Here is a 21113-nt window from a genome sequence, read left to right as displayed (position 1 = left end):
TAAATAAAGCGCTAACTGCGTTATAATTTTTTCAAGTAGAACAACTACATGTCAAAATTTACGCCTTGTTATCACTGTATTTATCTGTCGCTATAAATGGTCAGTAACTTAACACGATTGGTATTTGTGGTACTGAGTTTGATTATGATGCTGACCCGCACAGTAAATTGGTACCACACTAAATCACAAGCTGATGATTAATCACTGTTTGCAAAGGGCTGCATGATTGCAGCCCTTTAATTATTTAGGCCTAACACAGTTAGCATTGCATATAGCCGCTGAAGATAGGCTTATTATCCAGCGTTCATATTATTAACTTGCTGATAAAAATACGGTTAGCTTATCGCCTATTTTTAAGTGATCGCTTGAAAGGCTGTTCCATTGTTTTAGCTTAGTGATGCTGACTTTGTAATGGTTGGCTATTTTCCACAAGCTTTCTCCAGATTTAACCTTATGCTCTATTTGCGTATCGGCTAACTGCGGTAGCACTAATTTTTGACCAATACGTATGGTACTATTTTTCAAATTATTAAATGCTTTTAGTTGGCTTACAGTTACTTTGTAGCGCTTAGCGATCACGCTCAAACTATCGCCACGCTTAACTGTATAATGTTGCCATTGGCTGTAGTCGTTAGAATCTTGATCAGCAATCATAGTCTCAAATTGCTTTTGCTCACTAGCAGGAACGACGAGATGCGGTGCATCAATAATCGCCGGAAAGCGAATGACCCCGTAGTTTAAGGGCTCTAACTGTTGCCATTGGGCTTTATTATCTAAAATAACTGAGCCAGAAATGGCTATTTTGGCAATTGCATCTTTATTTGCTATTGCAGGGAACGCCATTTTTTGGCTTTTTAATAATTGTGCCGCAGCAAGTAGTTTAGGTACATACTGACTGGTTTGCTGAGGGAGTTTTAAACTGAAAAAGTCAGTTGGTTTACCTTGCTTTTTATTGTTGCTGATCGCTCTAAGTACACGGCCTTCACCTAAGTTATAGGCTGCTATAGCGTGATACCAATCACCATCAAAGCGTTTGTATAAGTACTCCATAAAATCCAGAGCAGCGCGGGTACTGTCGATCACATCTTGGCGGCCATCGTACCAAGGGCTAATTTTTACCTTAAAGTACTTAGCAATTGCAGGCGTTAATTGCCAAAGCCCAGATGCATGCTTGTGCGAATAGGCACTGGCATCAAAGTCACTTTCAATTAGCGGCATTAACGCTAATTCTATGGGTAAGTTCCGCTTTTCAACCTCTGTGACTATATAATAAAGGTAAGGCTCAGCACGGCGACTAATTTCATCCATATAGTTTGGGTGAGATAAATACCATGCAATGCGTTGTTGCACATCTGGGTGGCTAGAATTGGAAAATGTAAGCTGCGCACGAATACGTTGCCACACATCATCGAGTTCCTGAGGACTTAAGGGAGCTATTTGCTCAATATTTTCGTTTTGTTCTTTAACAACAATATTTGGGTTAGCCTTAATATCAGGTTGTGAAGATGGCTGTTCAGGTGTGGTTTCACAACCGGATAAAATAACAATCAATGGCAGAATGCGGATAAATCGATTTAAAGACACGTACTAAACTACTCCGAAAATATAAATGCGGTTAACCTAAATCAGGCTAGCTTAACATAGCGTGAGTTAAGAATGACTTGTAGTTGAATTTAACTGTCCCTTAAATTGCTCTTTATAGCGACGCGATAAGTTAAGTACTTTGCCGGTTGTAAGTTTTACTTCACTGTCCCCGCTCGGTAGTGGCGTGATTGATTCAATCGCATCTAACCGAACGCCATGGGAGCGATGAATACGGCAAAACCCTTGCGGTTCTAACTGAGTTATAAGTTGGCTCATAGTTGCACGTAACGGATAAATTCTTGCATCAATATGTAGATTTACATAATTACCGCTAGATTCAAGCCAGTCTATTTGTGCTACGCGGACAATAAATTCTTTTCCCAGTTTTTTTACCAGTAGTCTATCGAAATTTAAATTTTCAGGCGTATCTTCGCCTTGTCTGATCGGTGCTGCTTCACCACTTAATTGGCTCACTACATATTGATAGGTTTTAATAACAGCAATTAAAAATAAGAACCCCCACAAGTCTTTGCGGTATTCATAAAGTAATTCAAACCAGACCAAACCAAAGTCATAATACATGCCTTGTACGGTGTAAATGAGCTTGCGAATGGTGACCATAATGCCAATATGCAATAACGAAAAAGCAATGCTTGCCAGCAGATATAGCAGTAATGAGCGGGGGATTTTTTGCCAATTAAAAGGCTGGGTTTTTAATAGCCTAACTAAAGCGGGAAACAACAACAAGGTGCCAATAGCGCTGGAATATTCCCATACAAACGGCTCCCAGATCATAAATGGGAGTTCGCCATCTCGCTGGGCTTCCATAATGTTTGAGCTGGCATTTATAGTATTGTTGATAAAAATATAACTAGATAAAAATAATGCCGCATACCATCTCTGGTAGCGCTGAAAATGCGTTAAGGAGATCATTATTATTGTTACTCTTTAAAAGACCATAATTAGACTAGCAAGATAGTGATAGATCACCAAACTTATCATCCCTGATATCCACCGTTTATCCCTACTGACTGTTTTATCAGCCTTTTCTGATTGCTTAACGCAGATTGTTGTTCATATTTGTTATTAATTAGTCGTAAGCTAAATCTACCATGAAACTTAAAATAGTAATTAAAAACACAACACGTACGCTATTACAGCCATGGCTAAATGTATTTAATCAGCATGATGAACTGCCAAAGCGCCGTTATGATCTTGATTGGCTACGGGTGATTGCGTTTGGTTTATTAATTTTTTATCACACCGGCATGTTATACAGCCAAAACTGGGGATTTCATTTTAAAAGCCAGTATTTGTCTAGCAGTGTTGAAAATGTCATGTTGTTACTGTCACCGTGGCGAATGGGACTAATCTGGTTTATTTCAGGAGTAGCGCTGCGCTTTATTATTGCGCGCTTTAGTTTAGATATGTTTTTAATTACGCGCAGTGTAAAAATATTACTGCCTTTATTGTTTGGCATTTGGTTTATAGTGCCGATTCAGCTTTATGCGCAAATGAGCCAAGAGGTTGGTTTAGCAATGACCTTTTGGCAGTTTTACAGCCTGTTTTTTGATTTAACCAACCCTTTATTTGAGCACTATCAAGCAGGTATTTGGCCGCATGTTGATGTAAACCATCTTTGGTACTTGCGTTCGTTGTGGCAATTTACTTTATTGCTGGTGTTGGCAATGCCACTGTTTCATCACTCTCATGTGCAAGCAGTAATCACGCGTTTATGTGAGCGCTCGTTATTTACAGTTTTTATTGTATTGCTATTGCCGCTGTGTATTTTAAAACTGAGCTGGCCGAGTGATACATTCCGATACCCCATGGGCGCGTTGTTTTTACTTTACGGTTACTTGCTTGCTTGGCAGCCTGCATTTTACAGCCAACTGCTACGTCACTGGCAGGCGTTATTAGTGGTATTCATTTTAGGTTATTTAGTTGTCGTGCTGGGTTATCACATGATTTGGCAAAACCCAGCTACGAGCCAATGGCAAATTACCAGCATGGATATGCTGTATACCGCGCAACGATTAGTGGGTGTGATGTTAATGCTGGCATTAGCAAAATGCTTTTTGAATCACGATCACCCTAAATTAGCGTTATTAAACTCAGCCGTATTTCCGTTTTATCTATTACATCAAAGTGTAATTATTGGCCTTGCCTTTTATTTGTCGAAGCTGCAATTAGGTGGCTTTGTAGAGCCATTACTTATACTCAGCCTCACTTTCATTATTTGTTGGCTGGTATTTATTGCTGTTCGCCGTGTCGATCTATTAAGCCCATTTTTAGGGATTAAAGTCACAGGTAAATATAAAGCATGGCAAGTTAAAGCAGGCTTTGGTTGCGGGCTTATATTGGTAAGCCCGCTGATATTTAGGTTGATTTAGCATCAAAAATATAATTTAGAATATTTTATAAATGGTTGGTTTTAGGTGGTATGTGCTACAAAACTCGGTTAGATTAAAAGACTACTATGTGGTTTTGACTGCAACCTTGGCAAAGCAAATTTATTTTAGGGATGATTGATGCGTTTTTTATTACTACTTGTTTTTTTATGGGGCTTGCCTAGCGCAGCTTTTGCTACAACAGCACCTAATTCAACGCCTGTAAATTCAGCTCCGATTATAGCTAATACGCAAAATAGCCAAGATTTTATGTATCAGCAACTGTTTAGTATGCAAAGCCAGCTTGTTCGACTAGATGAAAAGCTACAGCAACAAAAATCACTCGGTAATGATTTTAAAGCCCTAGAAGCGGCGCAGCAAGAGTTAAAAGTACAGCTAGCCAGTCTCCAGACTAAATTAGATGTGCAGGACAAGTTACATTCGGATCGGACAAACCTTTTTAATGAACGAGCAGCAGATATGAAAGACTCATTCAATTGGTGGTTTTTCACATTGACAGTTCTTTTAGCTGGAGGTGGTTACATAGTCTACAGACAGAGTAAAAAAGAAGCTGAAGATGTAGCTAACGTGCAGATGAAAAAATTTATTATGGAAAATTCAAATCAAATTTTAGAAGGTGCGCAGACTTCTTTGCAAGAACAATTGGGCGAGGCTAATGCATCGGTTGAATACTTAAAGAAATATATCGATGAAGCCCATCAGATTATCGAAGAGAAGAGAAAAGAAGTTGAAGCAGCGGCTGATGATGTGCAAAGGTCTATTGCAGAGAAACAAGAGCCAAACCCTGAGTCATTAAGAATATTAGAAAATAGCACTAATAAAATAAGTAAAGGGCATACAACTGCGCGTGAATACTCAAACCTAGCAAGTGTTGGTTATGGGAAAAAGAACTATAAAGAGACTCTAAAATATCTAAATTTAGCTATTAAAACTTTGAAAGATAGTGAAAAACAAACTCGATTTCATGCACAGCTGTTATGGAATACAGCTATTGCCCATTCTATGTTGCAAAATGTAAATGCTGAACTTAAATCTTATGATGAGTTAATACAAAACTTTAAAAGTATACATAATGAAGAGAGTTGGGGTTTTGTTGCAAGAGCGATGTTAAACCAAGGTGTCGTTTATGCTAAGCAAGGCAAACCTGATGACGAGCTAAACAGTTACGCAACCTTGATTGAGCAGTTCAAAGGCTCATCGAATGAAGAGCTTCAAATTGAGGTGGCTAAAGCGATGGCTAACCAAGGCATTACTTATGGTCAGCAAGGCAAACCTGATGACGAGCTCAACAGCTACGCAACCTTGATTGAGCAGTTCAAAGACTCGTCGAATGAAGAGATTCAAATTCGGGTGGCTAAAGCGATGGTTAACCAAGGTATTGCTTATGGTCAGCAAGGCAAGCCTGATGACGCACTCAACAGCTATGCGGCTTTGATTGAGCAGTTCAAAGACTCTCCGAATGAAGCGATTCAAATTCAAGTGGCTAACGCGATGTATAACCAAGGTATTGCTTATGGTCAGCAAGGCAAGCCTGATGACGAGCTCAACAGCTATGCGGCTTTGATTGAGCAGTTCAAAAACTCTCCAAATGAAGCGATTCAAATTCAAGTGGCTAAAGCGATGTTATACCAAGGCATTACTTATGGTCAGCAAGGCAAACCTGATGACGAGCTCAACAGCTATGCGGCTTTGATTGAGCAGTTCAAAGACTCTCCGAATGAAGCGATTCAAATTAAAGTGGCTAACGCAATGTTTAATCAAGGCATTACTTATGGTCAGCAAGGCAAGCCTGATGGCGAGCTCAACACTTATGCGGCTTTGATTGAGCAGTTCAAAGACTCTCCGAATGAAGCGATTCAAATTCAAGTGGCTAAAGCGATGGGTAACCAAGGCATTACTTATGGTCAGCAAGGCAAGCCTGATGACGAGCTCAGCAGCTACGCAACCTTGATTGAGCAATACAAAGACTCGTCGAATGAAGAGATTAAAATTGGGGTGGCTAAAGCGATGGTTAACCAAGGTTTCGCTTATGGTCAGCAAGGCAAACTTGAGGATGCACTCAATAGCTTCACAACCTTGATTGAGCAGTTCAAAGACTCTTCGAATGAAGAAATTCAAAAAACTATAGCTAACCCAAGAGCAAATATGGCCGAGCTTGCTTTACTTTATGAAACGCCAGAACAAGTTCTTACACGTGTTGCTGAGTCAGAAAAATACTCAGATAACCCTGAGAACTTAGCTGTAATGCAGTTTATTCGCTTTTTGCTTGACGATAAAACGATTGAAGAGGTGTTTACTGCCTTAACTGCAATTCCGAAGGAGATGGAATTAACGTGGGGATTTAGTGAGATTAAATATTACCTAACCGATAATTTTGAAGGTGAAAAGCAGCAACAAATTCAGGCCGTTGTGAGCTTTTTTGAGCAACATAAAAATATTGAGCAATTAAGGGTTGAATTAGGGATTACAGACTAGCTCAATACAAGCTTTTTATCGTCGTAAACGACGACCTACGATATATGCTGTGAAATTATGTAGGTCGTGCTTTAGCGCGAAAATGCCAATTCTAATAAGTAGTCATCTTAAATGGTGTTCTACACTCAACCAAACACACATCTAAAGCATGCGCCTTGTGGTTTTGGTACATAAATTAAATCACCGCCGTGGTTGAGCATAATTTGCCTTGATAGGCTCAAGCCAATACCTGAACCTTGTTGTTTAGTGGTAAAAAATGGTACGAAGATCATATCCACCACATGTTCGCTGATGCCTGGGCCATTATCGCTGACTTCAACATAGAGTTGTTGGCTGGCGTTTTGTGCCAAGCTGAGTTTGATGTTTGGCTGAGCGGGGCTTTGCGCGTTATATTTTTTGTTGCTGCTTAACACTTCAAGTGCATTTTTTATCAGGTTTACTAATACTTGCTCTATTTGACTACTGTCTAGCATCACTAATTGCTGGCTTTTAATTGTAAGTTCTATATTGATTTGCAGCTCACGCGACTGTTGTTGATGCAAGGTGACAATACGCGCTAGCATATCGGCTAAATTTTCAGGCGCTAAATTAGGTTTAGGTAAGCTGCTAACTTGGCGAAAACGAGCAATAAAGTCGCCTAAATGTGCCGTTCTTGATGCTAAGGTGCTTAGTGCAAGCTGTAAGTCTTGTTTATCTTCAATATCAATAAAACACAGTTCTTGTGGCAGTAAATTGCTGCACGTATCAGCTAACGATGAAAGCGGGGTAATAGAGTTGGCAATTTCGTGCGTAAGTACTTTAGTTAAGCGCTTATAAGCTTGTTGTTCTTTGAGTTGTAGTTGGTCATGAATTGATTGTAGGCTTACTACGCGACGCACTTTGCCTTGTATTTCGGCGATACTGAGTTGGATAGAAAGCGTGTCGTGCTGCTCGCCATTTTGCCAATAGGTGGTGCTTCGCATATTGTTCTTGGCGTTCAAAATTAGTTCACCAACAGCGCCTAATTCTCGTAGATGCTGGAAGCTTTTACCCAGTAGTTTGCTGACTGCTGGGTTTGATTCAATCACTTTGCCGTTGTCGTCACATACCATAACCGCTAAATCAACATGAATAAGCAGTGCTTGCAAAAACTGCGCTTGTTGTTCGGCATTAAAGCGTGCTGTTTGCATTTGCGTTTTTACTTGCTCAAATTGTTGGCGCATTGGATGTTGTTGGCCAAGACCTAAGGTGCTGTCGCCATTGGCTAAGGCGCGGATCACCATTTCTGCTTGTTTTTGTTGGCGCTTAAAGAGCGTAAAAATATGCGTTATCAAGGCCGCAGTGACTAATATAGTTAACAGCGAAGTTGCTGAAAGCCCATTATTTTGTAATAGATAACTAACGAGTGCGCAGGCGCTAATAAGTGCCACAATATTAATAGTTAATAATAAATGAGGGCGCATTGTTATAGCCCATACTTTTCAAGACGGCGATACATAGCACCACGCGTTAAACCTAAGGCTTTGGCCGCATGGCTAACATTACCTTGGTAATGTGTTAGCGCTGCACGCACAGTGCGCTGCTCGAGTATCTCAAGATCAAAGGTGTCGTATGCCTCGTTGTCATTGGTGGTTGTATGATTAGTAGTACCAGCACTACCAATCACTGAGCTAACATCAAGATTATCGCCATCACTTAAAATAACAGCCCGCTCAATAGCATGAGCAAGCTCGCGGACATTACCTGGCCATGCATATTGACAAAGTAAGCTCATATCATGTGTTTTTATGGTTAAGTTGCGCTTGTACTTTTGTGCGAAATGATTGAGGTAATAATCTGCTAGCATTGGGATGTCATCACTGCGTTCACGTAAAGCCGGTAAGCGAATTTCAACGGTGTTTATTCGGTATAACAAATCTTGGCGAAAACGCCCCTCGGCGACAGCTTGATCAAGATTGTCGTTAGTGGCACAAATTAGGCGGATATCAATATCAACTGCTTTACTGCCGCCAACAGGTGTAATTTTGCGGTTTTGTAATGCGGCAAGCAGTTTAGCTTGATGCTCTAGGGGTAAATTACCCAGCTCATCTAAAAATAAACTTCCGCCTTGGGCGAGCTCAAATTTACCAATTCGATCGCTTTTGGCATCGGTAAATGCGCCTTTTTTATGGCCGAATAGCTCACTTTCAAATAGGTTCTGTGCCACAGCACCCATGTCTAAACTCATAAAGGTTTGATTATGGCGCATACTTGCTTGATGAATGGCATGCGCGGTGAGTTCTTTACCTGTGCCGCTTTCGCCGGTGATCAGTATATTGGCATCAGTTTGTGCGGCTTTTTCAATGGTGGTGAATACCTGCTGCATAGCGGCGCTTTGACCTAAAAACTCAAATGGCTGATTATTGAGTACTTGATTAAGGCCGTCCTTTTGACGGGTAAGCTTACCCACTTGCTGTTTGTCTTTGGCATGTGAAAAAGCCGCCGCCACAGCGCCAAGTAGTTGCTCGTTTTGCCAAGGTTTAGCAATAAAATCAGATGCGCCTGCTTTAATAGCATCCACCGCGAGTTGAATGTCGCCGTAGGCGGTCATTAACAAAACAACGATATTAGCGTCTTGCTCGATGATTTTTTTTAACCAATAAAAACCTTCTTTGCCGCTGATGGAGTCTTGGGTAAAGTTCATGTCGAGTAAGATCACATCAATTGGCTGATCAGCTTTGCGTTGCTCGTTAATGATGCCTGCAATTTCAAATGGGTTGTCAGTGGTTTTAACGCTTAGATAATGCTGCTTTAGCAATAACCGTGCGGCGATTAGAATATCGGGGTTGTCATCAACAATTAAAAGCGAGCCTGTGTGTTTCATGATTTTTATTTTTATAGAGTTTTATTTAGCCTAAAACAAAAAAGGAACAGTGTCCATAAATGGACGTTTATAAAATAAAAAAGTGTTCTATTAACGGACACTACAAACATAATAATAATTTCATTTAATTATAAGGTATTGAATTTTAATGTTAAATAAAGTTGGCACAGCGTTTGTAATAACTATCGGTAATTAGTTTATTAAACCTGTATCAAGGTGGCCAACATGGATAAGAAAATAGAACGCTCATTTACCCAAAAGTATTTAAAGAAATTCACCTTTGCAGCATTGGCATTGGGTGTTGCTGCCGCTGCGTATGGGTTTACACAAACAGGTAATACAGGTCGTAGCCAGAATATTGAACGCAGTAGCTTAACCGTTAGCACGGTGAAACAAGGTGCATTTAAAGATGCCTTAAGTTTACGCGGTCAAGTGGTACCAAAAACCAGTATTTACCTTGATACCATCGCCGGTGGGCAAGTTGAGGAGCGTTTAGTGGAGCAAGGCGAATATGTTGAGAAAGGCCAACCACTAGTGCGTTTGAGCAATACCAACTTACAACTAGATGTAATGAGTCGCGAAGCCCAAGTAACTGAGCAGCTTAATTTTTTACGCAATACGCAAATGACTATGGAAACCAGCCGGTTAAATTTACGCCGTGACTTATTAGAAATAGAGCTAAAAATTACGCACCTCACCCGTCGTTTACAGCAAACTAAACCTTTGGTTAAAAGTGGCGTATTAGCGCAGGAGCAACTTGCAGAGTTAGAAGAAGATTTAAATTATTACCACGCTCGTAAAGAGCTCACGCTTGAGCGCCAAAAGCAAGAAAACTCAATCCGTGAGGTGCAAGTCGCACAGTTATCAGACAGCGCTAAAATGCTTGAAAAAAACCTGCAGTTTGCGCGTCGAAATCTCGACAATTTATTAATCAAAGCGCCTGTTTCAGGCTACCTAAGCGAGCTTGATGTGGAAATTGGTGAATCTAAAAACAGTGGCGCGCGATTAGGCCAAATTGATATTCCAAATGAATATAAATTAGTGGTACGCCTTGATGAGTTTTATTTAAACCAAGTACAGCGTGACATGACCGTGATGATTGAACTTGAAAGCGGCACAGTGAACGCCAAGGTGAGCAAAATTGATAGCCGCGTACAGCAGTCGCAATTTCAAATTGAAGTGGATTTACCAAGTAATACCAAAAGCATTAAGCGCGGGCAAAGCATTGATATTGAGTTAATGCTGGGGGGTGACAAAAACAATGCTCTACTGCTTAAACGTGGCGCCTTTTTTACCAACTCGGGCGGTAACTGGGTTTATGTTATTGAGCAAGGTGGCGATAAAGCAGTGCGTCGTGATATTCGCTTAGGCAAAAAGAATCAAAACTATTTTGAAGTGCTTGAAGGGCTCAATGCTGGGGAGCAAGTGATTACCTCTAGCTACAGTAACTTTGATAAAGCACAGCAACTACAATTTTAAGGAAAATAACAATGATCAAACTAACTAATTTAAGCCGCGTATTTCGTACTCAAGATGTTGAAACAACAGCGCTAAGTAACATTAACTTAACCGTAAACGAAGGTGACTTTTTAGCGATTATGGGGCCATCTGGCTGTGGTAAATCAACTTTGCTGTCTATTTTAGGTATGTTGGATTCACCAAGTGCAGGTAGCTTTGATTTTGCTGGAACAGACATCGCAGGGTACAGCGAAAAGCAATTGTCGGAGCTACGTAAAGCATCAATCGGTTTTGTATTTCAGAGCTTTAACTTAATTGACGAGCTAACTGTATTTGAGAACGTAGAGCTACCATTACAGTATCAAAAAATATCAAAAAGTGAGCGCAAACAACGCGTTGAAGCCATTTTAAAGCGCGTAGGCATTGATCACCGAGGCGAGCATTTACCACAGCAGCTTTCGGGTGGTCAGCAGCAACGGGTAGCCGTGGCGCGTGCATTAGTGATTAATCCTAAACTAATTTTAGCCGATGAGCCAACCGGTAACCTCGATTCTAAAAATGGTGATGAAGTCATGGCTATGTTGCGCGAGCTAAACCGCGAAGGCACCACAGTAATTATGGTGACCCACTCAGAGAAAGAAGGTGCATATGCTGACCGTTTAGTACGCTTACTCGACGGCCAAGTGATGCTTGACAAAGCGAATGTTGTGCAGCAAAGCGCTGCTGAGGTTGCTTAACATGTTTATTAATTATTTAGTGACAGCCCTACGGGCATTTAAACAGCAAAAACAACATTTTTTACTTAACATCATTGGCTTAAGTGTTGGTTTAGCTGCGGCTATTTTAGTGGCCATGTTTGCCTTTAATGAAGCTTCTTATGATGAACAGCAACCTAATGCTGATCGCGTGTATCGTGTATATCAATATTTCCCATCACTTGGAATGGGAGCACCAGTTGTCAATAAAGATGTGATCGCGTCTTTTAAAGACATGGCTGAAATTGAAGACATACTCTCACTTGATTTGGTTCCGCCAGGCTCTGAGTTTGTTCGTGATGGCGTTGGTTACAAATTAGAAAATGTGCTTGCGGCGCGTAGTAACGTGACTGATTTTATCAATATCGATATTGCAGCTGGGGATCTGGCAAAAGTACTTGCAACGCCAAATATGATTGCACTCAGCGAGCAGTATGCAATACGGATTTTTGGTAGCACAGCTATTATTGGTGAAACTTTAATACAGGGAAATAAGCGTTGGCAAGTCGGTGCTGTGTTTTCTGATTTACCTGATAATACGCACTTCTTTTTTCAAGCATTAATTAAAGAGCCACCTGCAAATAATAACTTTCAAAATAACAATGGCTATACATATATCCGGGTTACTCCTGACGCTGATGTTGGCAAGCTTGCTAAAGCTATTGAGCATCGCTATAGAGAAGTTGTTTATAAAGATTCTGAGTATGATTCAGCCCAGCTTACATTACACCCCTTAACTGCTTTGCATTTAACCGCAAGCTCTAATTTTGAAATGAAAATGAATGGCTCGCTTTCAACGCTGCGTATTTGTATTGGTTTGAGTATTTTATTAGTACTGCTAGCGGCTTTTAACTTTATCAATATGAGTATTGCGCAATCTGCAAAGCGCGCAAAAGAAGTCGGTGTTCGTAAGGCCCTTGGTGCGAGTAAGACACAAATTGTTTGCCAGTTTTTAGTTGAGTCATTACTTATAACCGTTATTGCAGCACTGATAGCATGCATGTTGGTTGAATTATTAACACCAGCTTTTAACCAATTAGTTGATCGTCAGCTAGCGCTTAATTACAGCTCAGCCTTAGGTGCAGCAATTGCCGTTGTTACCTTATTGGTTGGTTTGCTTGCAGGGATTTATCCTGCGATGTTTATGTCGGCGTTTAGTGCTAAGCGTGTACTTAGTGGTGACATGCAACGCGGCCGCACAGCCATTGCCGTTAGAAAAAGTTTATTAGTTTTACAGTCTGCGTTGTCGGTCGCACTGATCATTGCCGCCTTATTGTTACAACAGCAGCTGGCACATTTGCAGTCACTCCCTGTTGGTTACGCAAAAGAAGGCAAGCTAATGATCAGTGATATTGACGCAGGAGATATATTCTATAACCAAAACAATGTGCTGTTAGATCGCATTAACGCTATTAATGGTGTGAAACAAGCCAGCGTAATAGATATTTCACTAACCGGTGCTTATAACTCGTCTCGTACATTTACGGCTGATAACGGTCAGTTTACTAAACAAACTTTACCCTTTATTGGTGTGGGTAATGATGCTGTGAGTGCTTTGGATTTATCACTGGTAGCTGGGCGTGACTTTAGTGCAAAAATGGGGGCTGATTGGTTTAATAAAGTCAGTGATACTCAAGCTACCGCGTCAGCAATATTGACCGAATCTTTAGCTAAACAAGCGGGCTATGTAACTGCAGAAGATGCAATTGGTAGTATTTGGCGCACAGACACAGGTTACGGCCAAGAACTTACCATAACGATTGTTGGCGTTGTTAAAGATATAAAAGTAGGTAGCGTTAAAGATACGCAGCCCTCAACCATCTTCATTTGCGGTTACACCAGCAGTTGGGTTGGTAGAATTATCGTTAATCTGGATTTAACACAGCTCCCGCATATAAAGTCACAGCTTGCTAGCATCTTGGCCGAAACACTTGATATTTATGACCCAAAAATAGAAATGATGGCTGACAATTATCGTGCGCTTTATCGTAATGATGAACGTGCCACTGAGTTTGTCACTTTATTCTCTGGCTTAGCTGTCTTCTTAGCGTGTGTGGGGACCTTTGGTTTAGCGTCATTCTCGGTATTACGCCGCCAAAAAGAAGTCGCGGTACGCAAAGTCCTTGGCGCATCACGCATCAGCATTATGAACTTAATAGCAAAAGAGTTTTTGATTTTAGTTGCCGCAAGTATCGCAATTGCTTTTCCACTGACTTACTGGCTGGTGGGTGATTGGTTAGCCAACTTTAATGAGCGTGTTGATCAAGCGCTGTGGGTTTATCTGGTTGCAGCTCTAAGTGTTGCTGCAATTACTTGGCTCACGGTTGCCAGCCTCGCCTTTAAAGCCGCCAGCACACGGCCATCGTTAACACTAAGATATGAGTAATAACGAGTAAAGAACCCTACTTAAGGTCTATCAGAACACCGATAGGCCTTTTGTATATTCTTTTCGTTATAAATGACGACCAACAATTTGAGGGGGGAGGCAGTAGCGGGTTTATCCCGCGACAGGAGGTTAAGCCGAGTTTTTATATGCTCGAAAACTTGAGTCGTGCTGTTTAAATATCTTTAATTTTCACTGCGGGATTACCTGCAACCACCGTATTTGCTGCAATATCTTTGGTCACTATCGACCCTGCGCCTACTACAGCATTATCGCCAATGCTAACACCTGCAAGTACAATAACGCCTGCGCCTATCCATACGTTATTGCCAATGGTTATAGGTGCTGCAAAGTTTTCTTTATTGAGCCGCTCTATGGGATTAACTGCATGAGAGACTGTCAAAAGCTGAACGTTCGGGCCGATTAAACAATCGTCGCCAATGCTTATGGCTCCTTCATTAATTGGCGCATCTAACATAGTGCAGTTAATGTTTATAAAAGTACGATCACCAATTTGAACTTGCGAGCCATAGTCAAAGTGAAAGCCTGCCTCAATAATCACTCCATCGCCACACTGCGCAAAAAGCCCCTTAATGCGTTTTAAATTGCCTTTGCTGGGGCTTTTAGCAAACAAGCGGCAGATTTCATGGGTGATTTTACGTTGCTCTAAGTATGATTTATCAAGGCTGTTGAATTTATTCATGAATTAATGCCATTATATATAATTTCACTTAGCTTAACTTGATTGCTAATAAGATCAACGCTTGGAAGGGTTTATTATATTGTTATGAATTTAGAGGTATTTTTATACATTCACTTGCCATTTTCATAGTTTCGTTTAAAATCTCGTAACTTTCGAAACGAAACTTAAATGGTTTACTTAATGACTAAACGAAACACCCAGCAACGTCGTCACCTTATTCTTACTCAAGTTAATGAGTTAGGTGAAGTAGCCGTAGATATTTTAGCTGAGCAGTTTCAAACCTCTGAAGTAACCATTCGTAAAGACTTAACAGCGCTTGAAAAAAGCGGACTATTACTGCGCCGCTATGGTGGCGCGATAGCATTGCCGCAAGAAATTGTAAGCGATGATATTGATTCAAAACGTAAAGTGGCGATTGCCAAAGCCGCAGCAGCACTAATCAAAGATCATAACCGCATTATTATCGACAGTGGTCGTACTACAGCAGCAATGATCCCTGAACTGGGTAATAAGCGCGGTTTAGTGGTGATGACTAATGCAATTAAAGTAGCTAATCGCTTATTGGCGCTGGAAAACGAGCCAACACTTTTGATGACCGGTGGTACGTGGGACCCTCATTCTGAATCTTTTCAGGGGCAGGTTGCAGAGAGTGTTTTACGTTCTTATGATTTTGATCAGCTATTTATTGGTGCAGATGGCATTGATGTTGAGCGTGGTACTACTACCTTTAATGAACTAGTGGGCCTAAGCCAAGTTATGGCGGGCGCTGCTCGTGAAGTTATAGTGCTGGTGGAGTCAGAAAAAATCGGCCGAAAAATCCCTAATTTAGAATTACCTTGGCAGCAAGTGACTACGCTTATCACCGACAGCAACTTAGCACTCGATACTCGCCAAGCAATACAAGCGTGTGGTGTGCAGTTGATCTGCGCTGAGCTATAAATTTACAAATTCGTGTTTATTACAGGCCGACAACACCTGTGATGTTCATTTAAATATTAAACAACACATACAAACCCAAAGTTGACGCTTTGGCATGTACAAAAGGAGAAATTATGTGTGGAATAGTTGGGGCAGTTGCAGAACGCCCAGTAAATAAAATTTTAGTTGAAGGCCTTAAGCGCCTTGAATACCGTGGTTACGACTCAGCTGGTGTGGCACTTTTAGATGGTAATACACTTAATACCGTAAAAGCAGTGGGTAAAGTAGTTAACCTTGAAAACGCGCTTGATGAAGCTGGCGTAAAAGGGACTACCGGTATTGCACATACTCGCTGGGCAACTCACGGCGGCGTGACGAAAGCAAACGCGCACCCGCATATTTCAAACAGCGAAATTGCCTTAGTGCACAATGGTATTATTGAAAACCACGCCAGCTTACGTGAAGCGCTGAAAGGCGATGGTTACGAGTTTTTATCAGACACAGATACCGAAGTAATGGTGCATTTAATTCATCAACTTCGCCAGCAACACACCACTTTACTTGCATCAGTACAAGCTGCGGTTAAGCAGTTTGATGGCGCATTTGGTACAGTAGTATTTGATAAAGCCAACGATAATGAAATTATTGTTGCCCGTTCAGGCAGTCCATTAGTTATTGGCTTAGGTCTTGGCGAAAACTTTATTGCCTCTGACCAATTAGCATTATTACCAGTAACTCGTACCTTTATCTACCTTGAAGAAGGTGATGTAGCGCGTATCACCCGTAACAGTGTGGAAATTTTTGATGTAGACGGCAATGCCGTTGAACGTGAAGTCATTGAATCAAACATCACACAAGATGCATCAGGTAAAGGTGAATACCGTCACTACATGCTTAAAGAAATTTACGAACAGCCGCTTGCTGTACGTAACACCCTTGAAGGACGTTTAAACGACGACCGCGTAGCGATTGATGCCTTTGGTGAAAGCGCTCAGCAAATATTTAAAGACGTAAAACACGTACAAATTATTGCCTGTGGTACGTCTTACCACTCAGGTATGGTTGCCCGCTACTGGCTTGAGCAATTTGCAGGTGTTAGCTGTAACGTAGAAATTGCCTCTGAGTTCCGTTACCGTCAGTCGTTTGTACACGAAAATAGCCTGCTAGTAACTATTTCTCAATCGGGTGAAACGGCTGATACTTTAGCTGCGCTTCGTTTAGCTAAAGAGCAAGGCTATATGGGGTCAATGACTATTTGTAACGTACCAGGCTCATCGCTTGTACGCGAATCAGACCTTGCCTTTATGACCAAAGCCGGTGCTGAAATTGGTGTAGCCTCTACTAAAGCATTTACTACACAGCTTGTTGGTTTGTTAATGCTTACTGCGTCTATTGCGCAAGAGAAAGGCTTAGATCAAAGTACGATTGTTAACGCTATTAAATTGCTTCCAGCTAAATTAGAAGAAACGCTACTATTGGCTGATGGCATTGCAGACCTTGCAGAAGAGTTTGCTGATAAACACCACTCACTGTTTTTAGGTCGCGGGTCGCAATACCCAATCGCAATGGAAGGCGCACTTAAGCTTAAAGAGATTTCATACATTCACGCAGAAGCCTATGCAGCAGGTGAGCTTAAACATGGTCCATTAGCATTGATTGACGCAGACATGCCAATTATTGTTGTAGCACCAAACAACGAATTGCTTGAAAAGCTTAAATCAAACGTAGAAGAAGTCCGTGCTCGCGGTGGCATCATTTATGTATTCGCTGATAAAGACTCACACTTTGAGTCAGACGAAACCATGCGTGTGATCAACGTAAATCATGTTGATGACGTAATTGCTCCAGTTGTATATACAATCCCACTACAGTTACTTTCGTACTACGTAGCAGTAATTAAAGGCACTGACGTTGACCAACCACGTAACCTAGCGAAATCGGTTACTGTTGAATAAAATCAAAAGGTTATAATGTTTTTTTCATATCAAAAAAGCGCTTAATGCGCTTTTTTTGTGCCTGAAACTCTGTTAGCTTAAGTAACTCATTATTCTCTAAGGGATTAGTTATGCGTTTACTCACCACTCTGTGTTTTGTTAGCTTTTTTGTTTTTAGTTCACAAAATACCTTTGCACAATCTAACACTAAACAACAAAGTACAGATTACTCTGTGCACACGCACACTATTAAATCGGCTGTTTTAAACGAAGAACGCACAGTTACAGTGCAGTTGCCTAAAAGCTATCAAGCTGAGCCAAATAAGGTATACCCTGTTATATATCGCCTAGATGGAGCAGGTAATATACCGCTTGCCAGTGCTGTTATTGAGCGTTTACAAAATGATAATCGTGCGCCTGAGGTTATCATCGTTGCTATTGAAAACACCAATCGATTAAGAGATTTCTATCCGACGGTGAATAAAGAACCCCAAGGCCCTGTCGGTGAAGGGGGCGGCGCAGCAAAATTTTTAGCATTCTTTGAACAAGAGCTCATTCCTTTAGTTGATAAAAACTATCGTACGCATGATTATAAAGTGATTTCTGGAGCCTCCGCTGGTGGTGTATTTGCATTATATGCTTTGCAGGCAAATCCCGAACTATTTCAAGCACACATTGCTTATAGCCCTGCGGTTTGGTGGAACTATGGCGCATCGGTAAAAAGTACAAAATCGTTTATCGCTAAAACTAAAGACCTTAATAGTTACGTTTATATCAATATCGGCGAAGAAGCCGGCATCATGCGTGAAAGGTACGATGACTTACAACAATCATTGCAATCGAATAAGTTAGCAAATTTGCGTTTCTTTAGTGATGCGTTTGATGGTGTGTCGCATAACCTGACTTCCGTTGCTGGGGCATTTAATGCCTATCACCACCTATTTTTACCTAAGCAAATGCCCATAAGTGCTTTAACTGACGATGTAGCCTCTATTGATGCTTATTATCAAAACTTATCTCAACAATGGGGTGAGCAGATATCGCCACCAGAGGCAGCGGTTAGGCAACTTGGCTACAATCTTGTAAATACAAAGCAGTTTGAGCAAGCAATTGCAGTATTCAAGCATAATATTAAACATCACCCCAAATCTGTGGATGCATTATGGGGGCTAAGTTATGGCTATGAAATGCAGAGCAATCTTAAAAAAGCGCTAGAGTATTTAAAAGCAGCATTAGAGCTTGCAGACACTACTTACCCTTATTTTGATGCGTTAAAAAATGCAAATACAAGGTTACAAGCAGAGTTTGATGAGCGTAATTAGCTTTTTAGTTACTGTGAAATAACAATAAGTTAGAAGTTTTAAATAAAAAAGGCGCTAAAGCGTCTTTTTTATTGGCGGCAACTAAATACTATTTAAACCATTAACCCCTACTTAATACGTGCTAAATACGCTAAAATTACAGGCTACTTTTTTAGCAATAAGCCCGTAATAAATATGACCTCAGCCGCAAGCCCTAGCACGTTTACCGAACTTGGCCTTATCCCAGAGCTACTAGCTCGTTTAACCGAGCTGGAATATACCCAGCCTACGCCAATTCAAGCTAAGGCAATACCAAGTATATTAGCGGGCAGTGACCTTATTGCTGGTGCAAATACCGGCTCTGGTAAAACAGCGACCTTTGCATTACCGATATTGCAAAAAATATCACAAGGTGCACTCAAGCGAGATACCAAAGGGAACTATGTCTCGGCGCTTATTTTGGTACCTACCCGTGAGCTTGCAACGCAAGTAGCTGATAATGTTAAGTCGTATTCGGCGCATTTTAACGGCGCGATTAAAACAGTTGCCGTGTTTGGTGGTGTATCGGTTAATACCCAAATGCAGGCATTACGTGGCGGTGCCGATATCATCGTGGCAACCCCTGGGCGTTTGCTTGATTTAATCTCAAGTAATGCGATTAAGCTCGATAGAGTCAAAACTTTAGTGCTTGATGAAGCTGATCGCATGTTGAGCCTTGGTTTTACCGAAGAACTGGCTAACTTATTAGCGCTTATGCCCGCTAAAAAACAAACCATGTTGTTTTCAGCGACTTTCCCTGAGCAAGTTAAGCTATTAACCCAAGAGTTGTTAAACGACCCGATAGAAATACAAGTACAAAGCAAAGATGAAAGCACCTTAGTACAGCGTGTATTTACGGTTAATAAAGGCGAAAAAACCACGGTTTTAGCGCATTTAATTAAACAGCAGCAATGGCGCCAAGCACTGATTTTTGTCAACGCTAAAAAAGATTGTGAGCACTTAGCCAGTAAGCTCGAAAAACGTGGCGTTAACGCGCAAGTATTCCATGGCGATAAAGGCCAAAGTGAACGTACTCGGGTAATCGAAAAGTTTAAAAATGGCGAAATAGAAGTACTAATAGCCACGGATATTGCCGCCCGTGGTTTAGACATTGCCAAACTGCCTGTCGTTATTAACTTTAACTTACCACGCAGCCCTGCTGATTACATGCACCGCATTGGCCGAAGTGGCCGTGCTGGTGAAGTAGGTTTAGCGTTATCACTGATTGATTATGAAGACTTTCATCACTTTAAAATCATCGAGAAGAAAAACAAGCTACGTTTAGATCGTGAAGAAGTAACAGGCTTTGCCGTAAACCAAGCCAACCTTGATGCAGCACTTGCGCTTAAAAACGACAAGCCAATGGCCAAGCCTGAAGGTACTGGTAAGAAAAAGAACAGAAATAAAGCCGATGATATAGATGATGTATGGAGCGGCTGGCGTCGTAAGTAACAAACACAAAAAAGCCGACTTCAGTCGGCTTTTTCATTTACAGTAAACAGTTAGTTTACTTATAAAACGCTTCTACTGTGCCTTTTACTTTCATAAGTAATGGCTGGCCGCGGCGGTCTAGTGCTTTAGGTGCGGCTACTTTGATCCAACCTTCACTGATGCAGTACTCTTCAACGTCAAAACGCTCTTTGCCGTTAAGTGTAATGCCGATTTCATGCTCGAATACTTCTTCTACATAAAATTTGCTACGTGGGTTGATCGAAAGTTGATCTGGTAATTCTGGTTTATTTGTATCAGTCATAATTGTGATCTGCATTGAATATATTGTGTGCCATTGTAGGCAATACAGGCCTTAGGCTCAATATACTGATCAAAATAAATTAACTGCACAGTTGCTTTGATTGCTTAATACAGTGGCTAATTATTTCGTCACGAGTGACATCTTTGTCAAAGCAATAATCAAAGCGCATAGTGAGGTTAGTCGCTTGCTCTTGCTCAGGCCAATGCCATTTACGAACAAGTTGTCGGGTAGCCGTTTGTAGCTGGCGGCCATAGCGTTTTGGATCGGTATTATTTATTATTATATTCTTCACTGTGCCGCTTTTTGAAATGACAAAGCTGGTTTCTGCACAGCCTTTACCCTGAATATTCAATAATTCTAGCGGGTATTCATGATTAGGTATTTTTTGTAGTCGGTGCCAAACACCTTGTAGATCTAAGTATTGAGCTTGAATTGTAGTGGTCAACTAATTTTGGCCACAGTTTTAGAATCTTGGTATCTAACCTCAGATTCATTTGGTGCTAAACCTGCATTATAATGATGTGGTCTAACATTGTTGTAATATCCGTTGATATAAT

The 21113-nt window shown here is 41.0% G+C and carries 16 protein-coding genes; 9 read left to right on the top strand and 7 right to left on the bottom strand.

Annotated features, from left to right (window positions below):
• Nucleotides 1-312 precede the first annotated feature (312 nt).
• The gene (locus H5182_RS20730) at nucleotides 313-1584 is read right to left on the bottom strand and encodes a LysM peptidoglycan-binding domain-containing protein (protein ID WP_182760558.1); all 1272 of its coding nucleotides are present in this window, start codon (nucleotides 1582-1584) and stop codon (nucleotides 313-315) included.
• A 66-nt stretch (nucleotides 1585-1650) separates the two neighbouring features.
• A complete protein-coding gene (locus H5182_RS20725) occupies nucleotides 1651-2514 on the bottom strand; it encodes a LytTR family DNA-binding domain-containing protein (RefSeq protein ID WP_182730743.1) in 864 nt (287 codons plus the stop codon).
• A gap of 182 nt (nucleotides 2515-2696) precedes the next feature.
• Between H5182_RS20725 and H5182_RS20720 the strand changes: the two genes are divergently transcribed.
• Together H5182_RS20720 and H5182_RS20715 are read left to right on the top strand one after the other, a co-directional pair.
• A complete protein-coding gene (locus tag H5182_RS20720; protein ID WP_182760557.1) occupies nucleotides 2697-3977 on the top strand; it encodes an acyltransferase in 1281 nt (426 codons plus the stop codon).
• Between the two features lie 138 nt (nucleotides 3978-4115).
• Entirely contained in the window at nucleotides 4116-6470 is a 2355-nt protein-coding gene (locus H5182_RS20715) for a tetratricopeptide repeat protein (RefSeq protein ID WP_182760556.1), read from the top strand.
• Nucleotides 6471-6595: 125 nt separating this feature from the next.
• Here the strand turns inward: H5182_RS20715 and H5182_RS20710 are convergent, their stop codons facing one another.
• Both H5182_RS20710 and H5182_RS20705 read right to left on the bottom strand, forming a co-directional pair.
• The gene (locus H5182_RS20710) at nucleotides 6596-7912 is read right to left on the bottom strand and encodes a PAS domain-containing sensor histidine kinase (RefSeq protein ID WP_182760555.1); all 1317 of its coding nucleotides are present in this window, start codon (nucleotides 7910-7912) and stop codon (nucleotides 6596-6598) included.
• 2 nt (nucleotides 7913-7914) lie between these two features.
• Nucleotides 7915-9312: a sigma-54 dependent transcriptional regulator gene (locus tag H5182_RS20705; RefSeq protein WP_182760554.1), complete on the bottom strand. Its 1398-nt coding sequence runs from the start codon at nucleotides 9310-9312 to the stop codon at nucleotides 7915-7917.
• A gap of 225 nt (nucleotides 9313-9537) precedes the next feature.
• On the opposite strand from H5182_RS20705, the gene H5182_RS20700 reads away from it, so the two are divergent.
• From H5182_RS20700 to H5182_RS20690, 3 genes are read left to right on the top strand one after another with little or no spacing between them, the layout of a single operon-like run.
• Entirely contained in the window at nucleotides 9538-10791 is a 1254-nt protein-coding gene (locus tag H5182_RS20700) for an efflux RND transporter periplasmic adaptor subunit (RefSeq protein ID WP_182730663.1), read from the top strand.
• A gap of 11 nt (nucleotides 10792-10802) precedes the next feature.
• The gene (locus H5182_RS20695) at nucleotides 10803-11507 is read left to right on the top strand and encodes an ABC transporter ATP-binding protein (protein ID WP_182730664.1); all 705 of its coding nucleotides are present in this window, start codon (nucleotides 10803-10805) and stop codon (nucleotides 11505-11507) included.
• A 1-nt stretch (nucleotide 11508) separates the two neighbouring features.
• On the top strand, nucleotides 11509-13911 hold the full coding sequence (locus H5182_RS20690; RefSeq protein WP_182760553.1) for an ABC transporter permease: 2403 nt from the start codon (nucleotides 11509-11511) through the stop codon (nucleotides 13909-13911).
• A gap of 172 nt (nucleotides 13912-14083) precedes the next feature.
• Here the strand turns inward: H5182_RS20690 and H5182_RS20685 are convergent, their stop codons facing one another.
• Nucleotides 14084-14611 (bottom strand): sugar O-acetyltransferase, encoded by a 528-nt coding sequence (locus H5182_RS20685; RefSeq protein ID WP_182760552.1) that lies wholly within the window; start codon nucleotides 14609-14611, stop codon nucleotides 14084-14086.
• A 180-nt stretch (nucleotides 14612-14791) separates the two neighbouring features.
• Between H5182_RS20685 and H5182_RS20680 the strand changes: the two genes are divergently transcribed.
• From H5182_RS20680 to H5182_RS20665, 4 genes are all read left to right on the top strand, one after another.
• Entirely contained in the window at nucleotides 14792-15550 is a 759-nt protein-coding gene (locus tag H5182_RS20680) for a DeoR/GlpR family DNA-binding transcription regulator (protein ID WP_145240141.1), read from the top strand.
• Nucleotides 15551-15663: 113 nt separating this feature from the next.
• Nucleotides 15664-17484, top strand: a complete 1821-nt coding sequence (gene glmS, locus H5182_RS20675) for a glutamine--fructose-6-phosphate transaminase (isomerizing) (protein ID WP_182760551.1) — start codon at nucleotides 15664-15666, stop codon at nucleotides 17482-17484.
• Nucleotides 17485-17594: 110 nt separating this feature from the next.
• Entirely contained in the window at nucleotides 17595-18785 is a 1191-nt protein-coding gene (locus H5182_RS20670; RefSeq protein WP_182760550.1) for an alpha/beta hydrolase-fold protein, read from the top strand.
• Between the two features lie 174 nt (nucleotides 18786-18959).
• The gene (locus tag H5182_RS20665) at nucleotides 18960-20255 is read left to right on the top strand and encodes a DEAD/DEAH box helicase (protein ID WP_182760549.1); all 1296 of its coding nucleotides are present in this window, start codon (nucleotides 18960-18962) and stop codon (nucleotides 20253-20255) included.
• Between the two features lie 55 nt (nucleotides 20256-20310).
• Here H5182_RS20665 and H5182_RS20660 read toward each other — a convergent pair whose 3' ends face one another.
• Nucleotides 20311-20556: a DUF3297 family protein gene (locus H5182_RS20660; protein ID WP_149982278.1), complete on the bottom strand. Its 246-nt coding sequence runs from the start codon at nucleotides 20554-20556 to the stop codon at nucleotides 20311-20313.
• Between the two features lie 79 nt (nucleotides 20557-20635).
• Nucleotides 20636-21001, bottom strand: coding sequence for an energy transducer TonB (locus H5182_RS20655; protein WP_182760548.1), 366 nt, complete (start codon nucleotides 20999-21001; stop codon nucleotides 20636-20638).
• Between the last annotated feature and the right edge of the window lie 112 nt (nucleotides 21002-21113).

The organism is Pseudoalteromonas sp. SG44-17 (assembly GCF_014164235.1).
Classification (GTDB): Bacteria; Pseudomonadota; Gammaproteobacteria; order Enterobacterales; family Alteromonadaceae; genus Pseudoalteromonas; species Pseudoalteromonas rhizosphaerae.
Note: the sequence above shows the minus strand (reverse complement) of the source record. Positions and strands in the feature narration are given on the sequence as shown.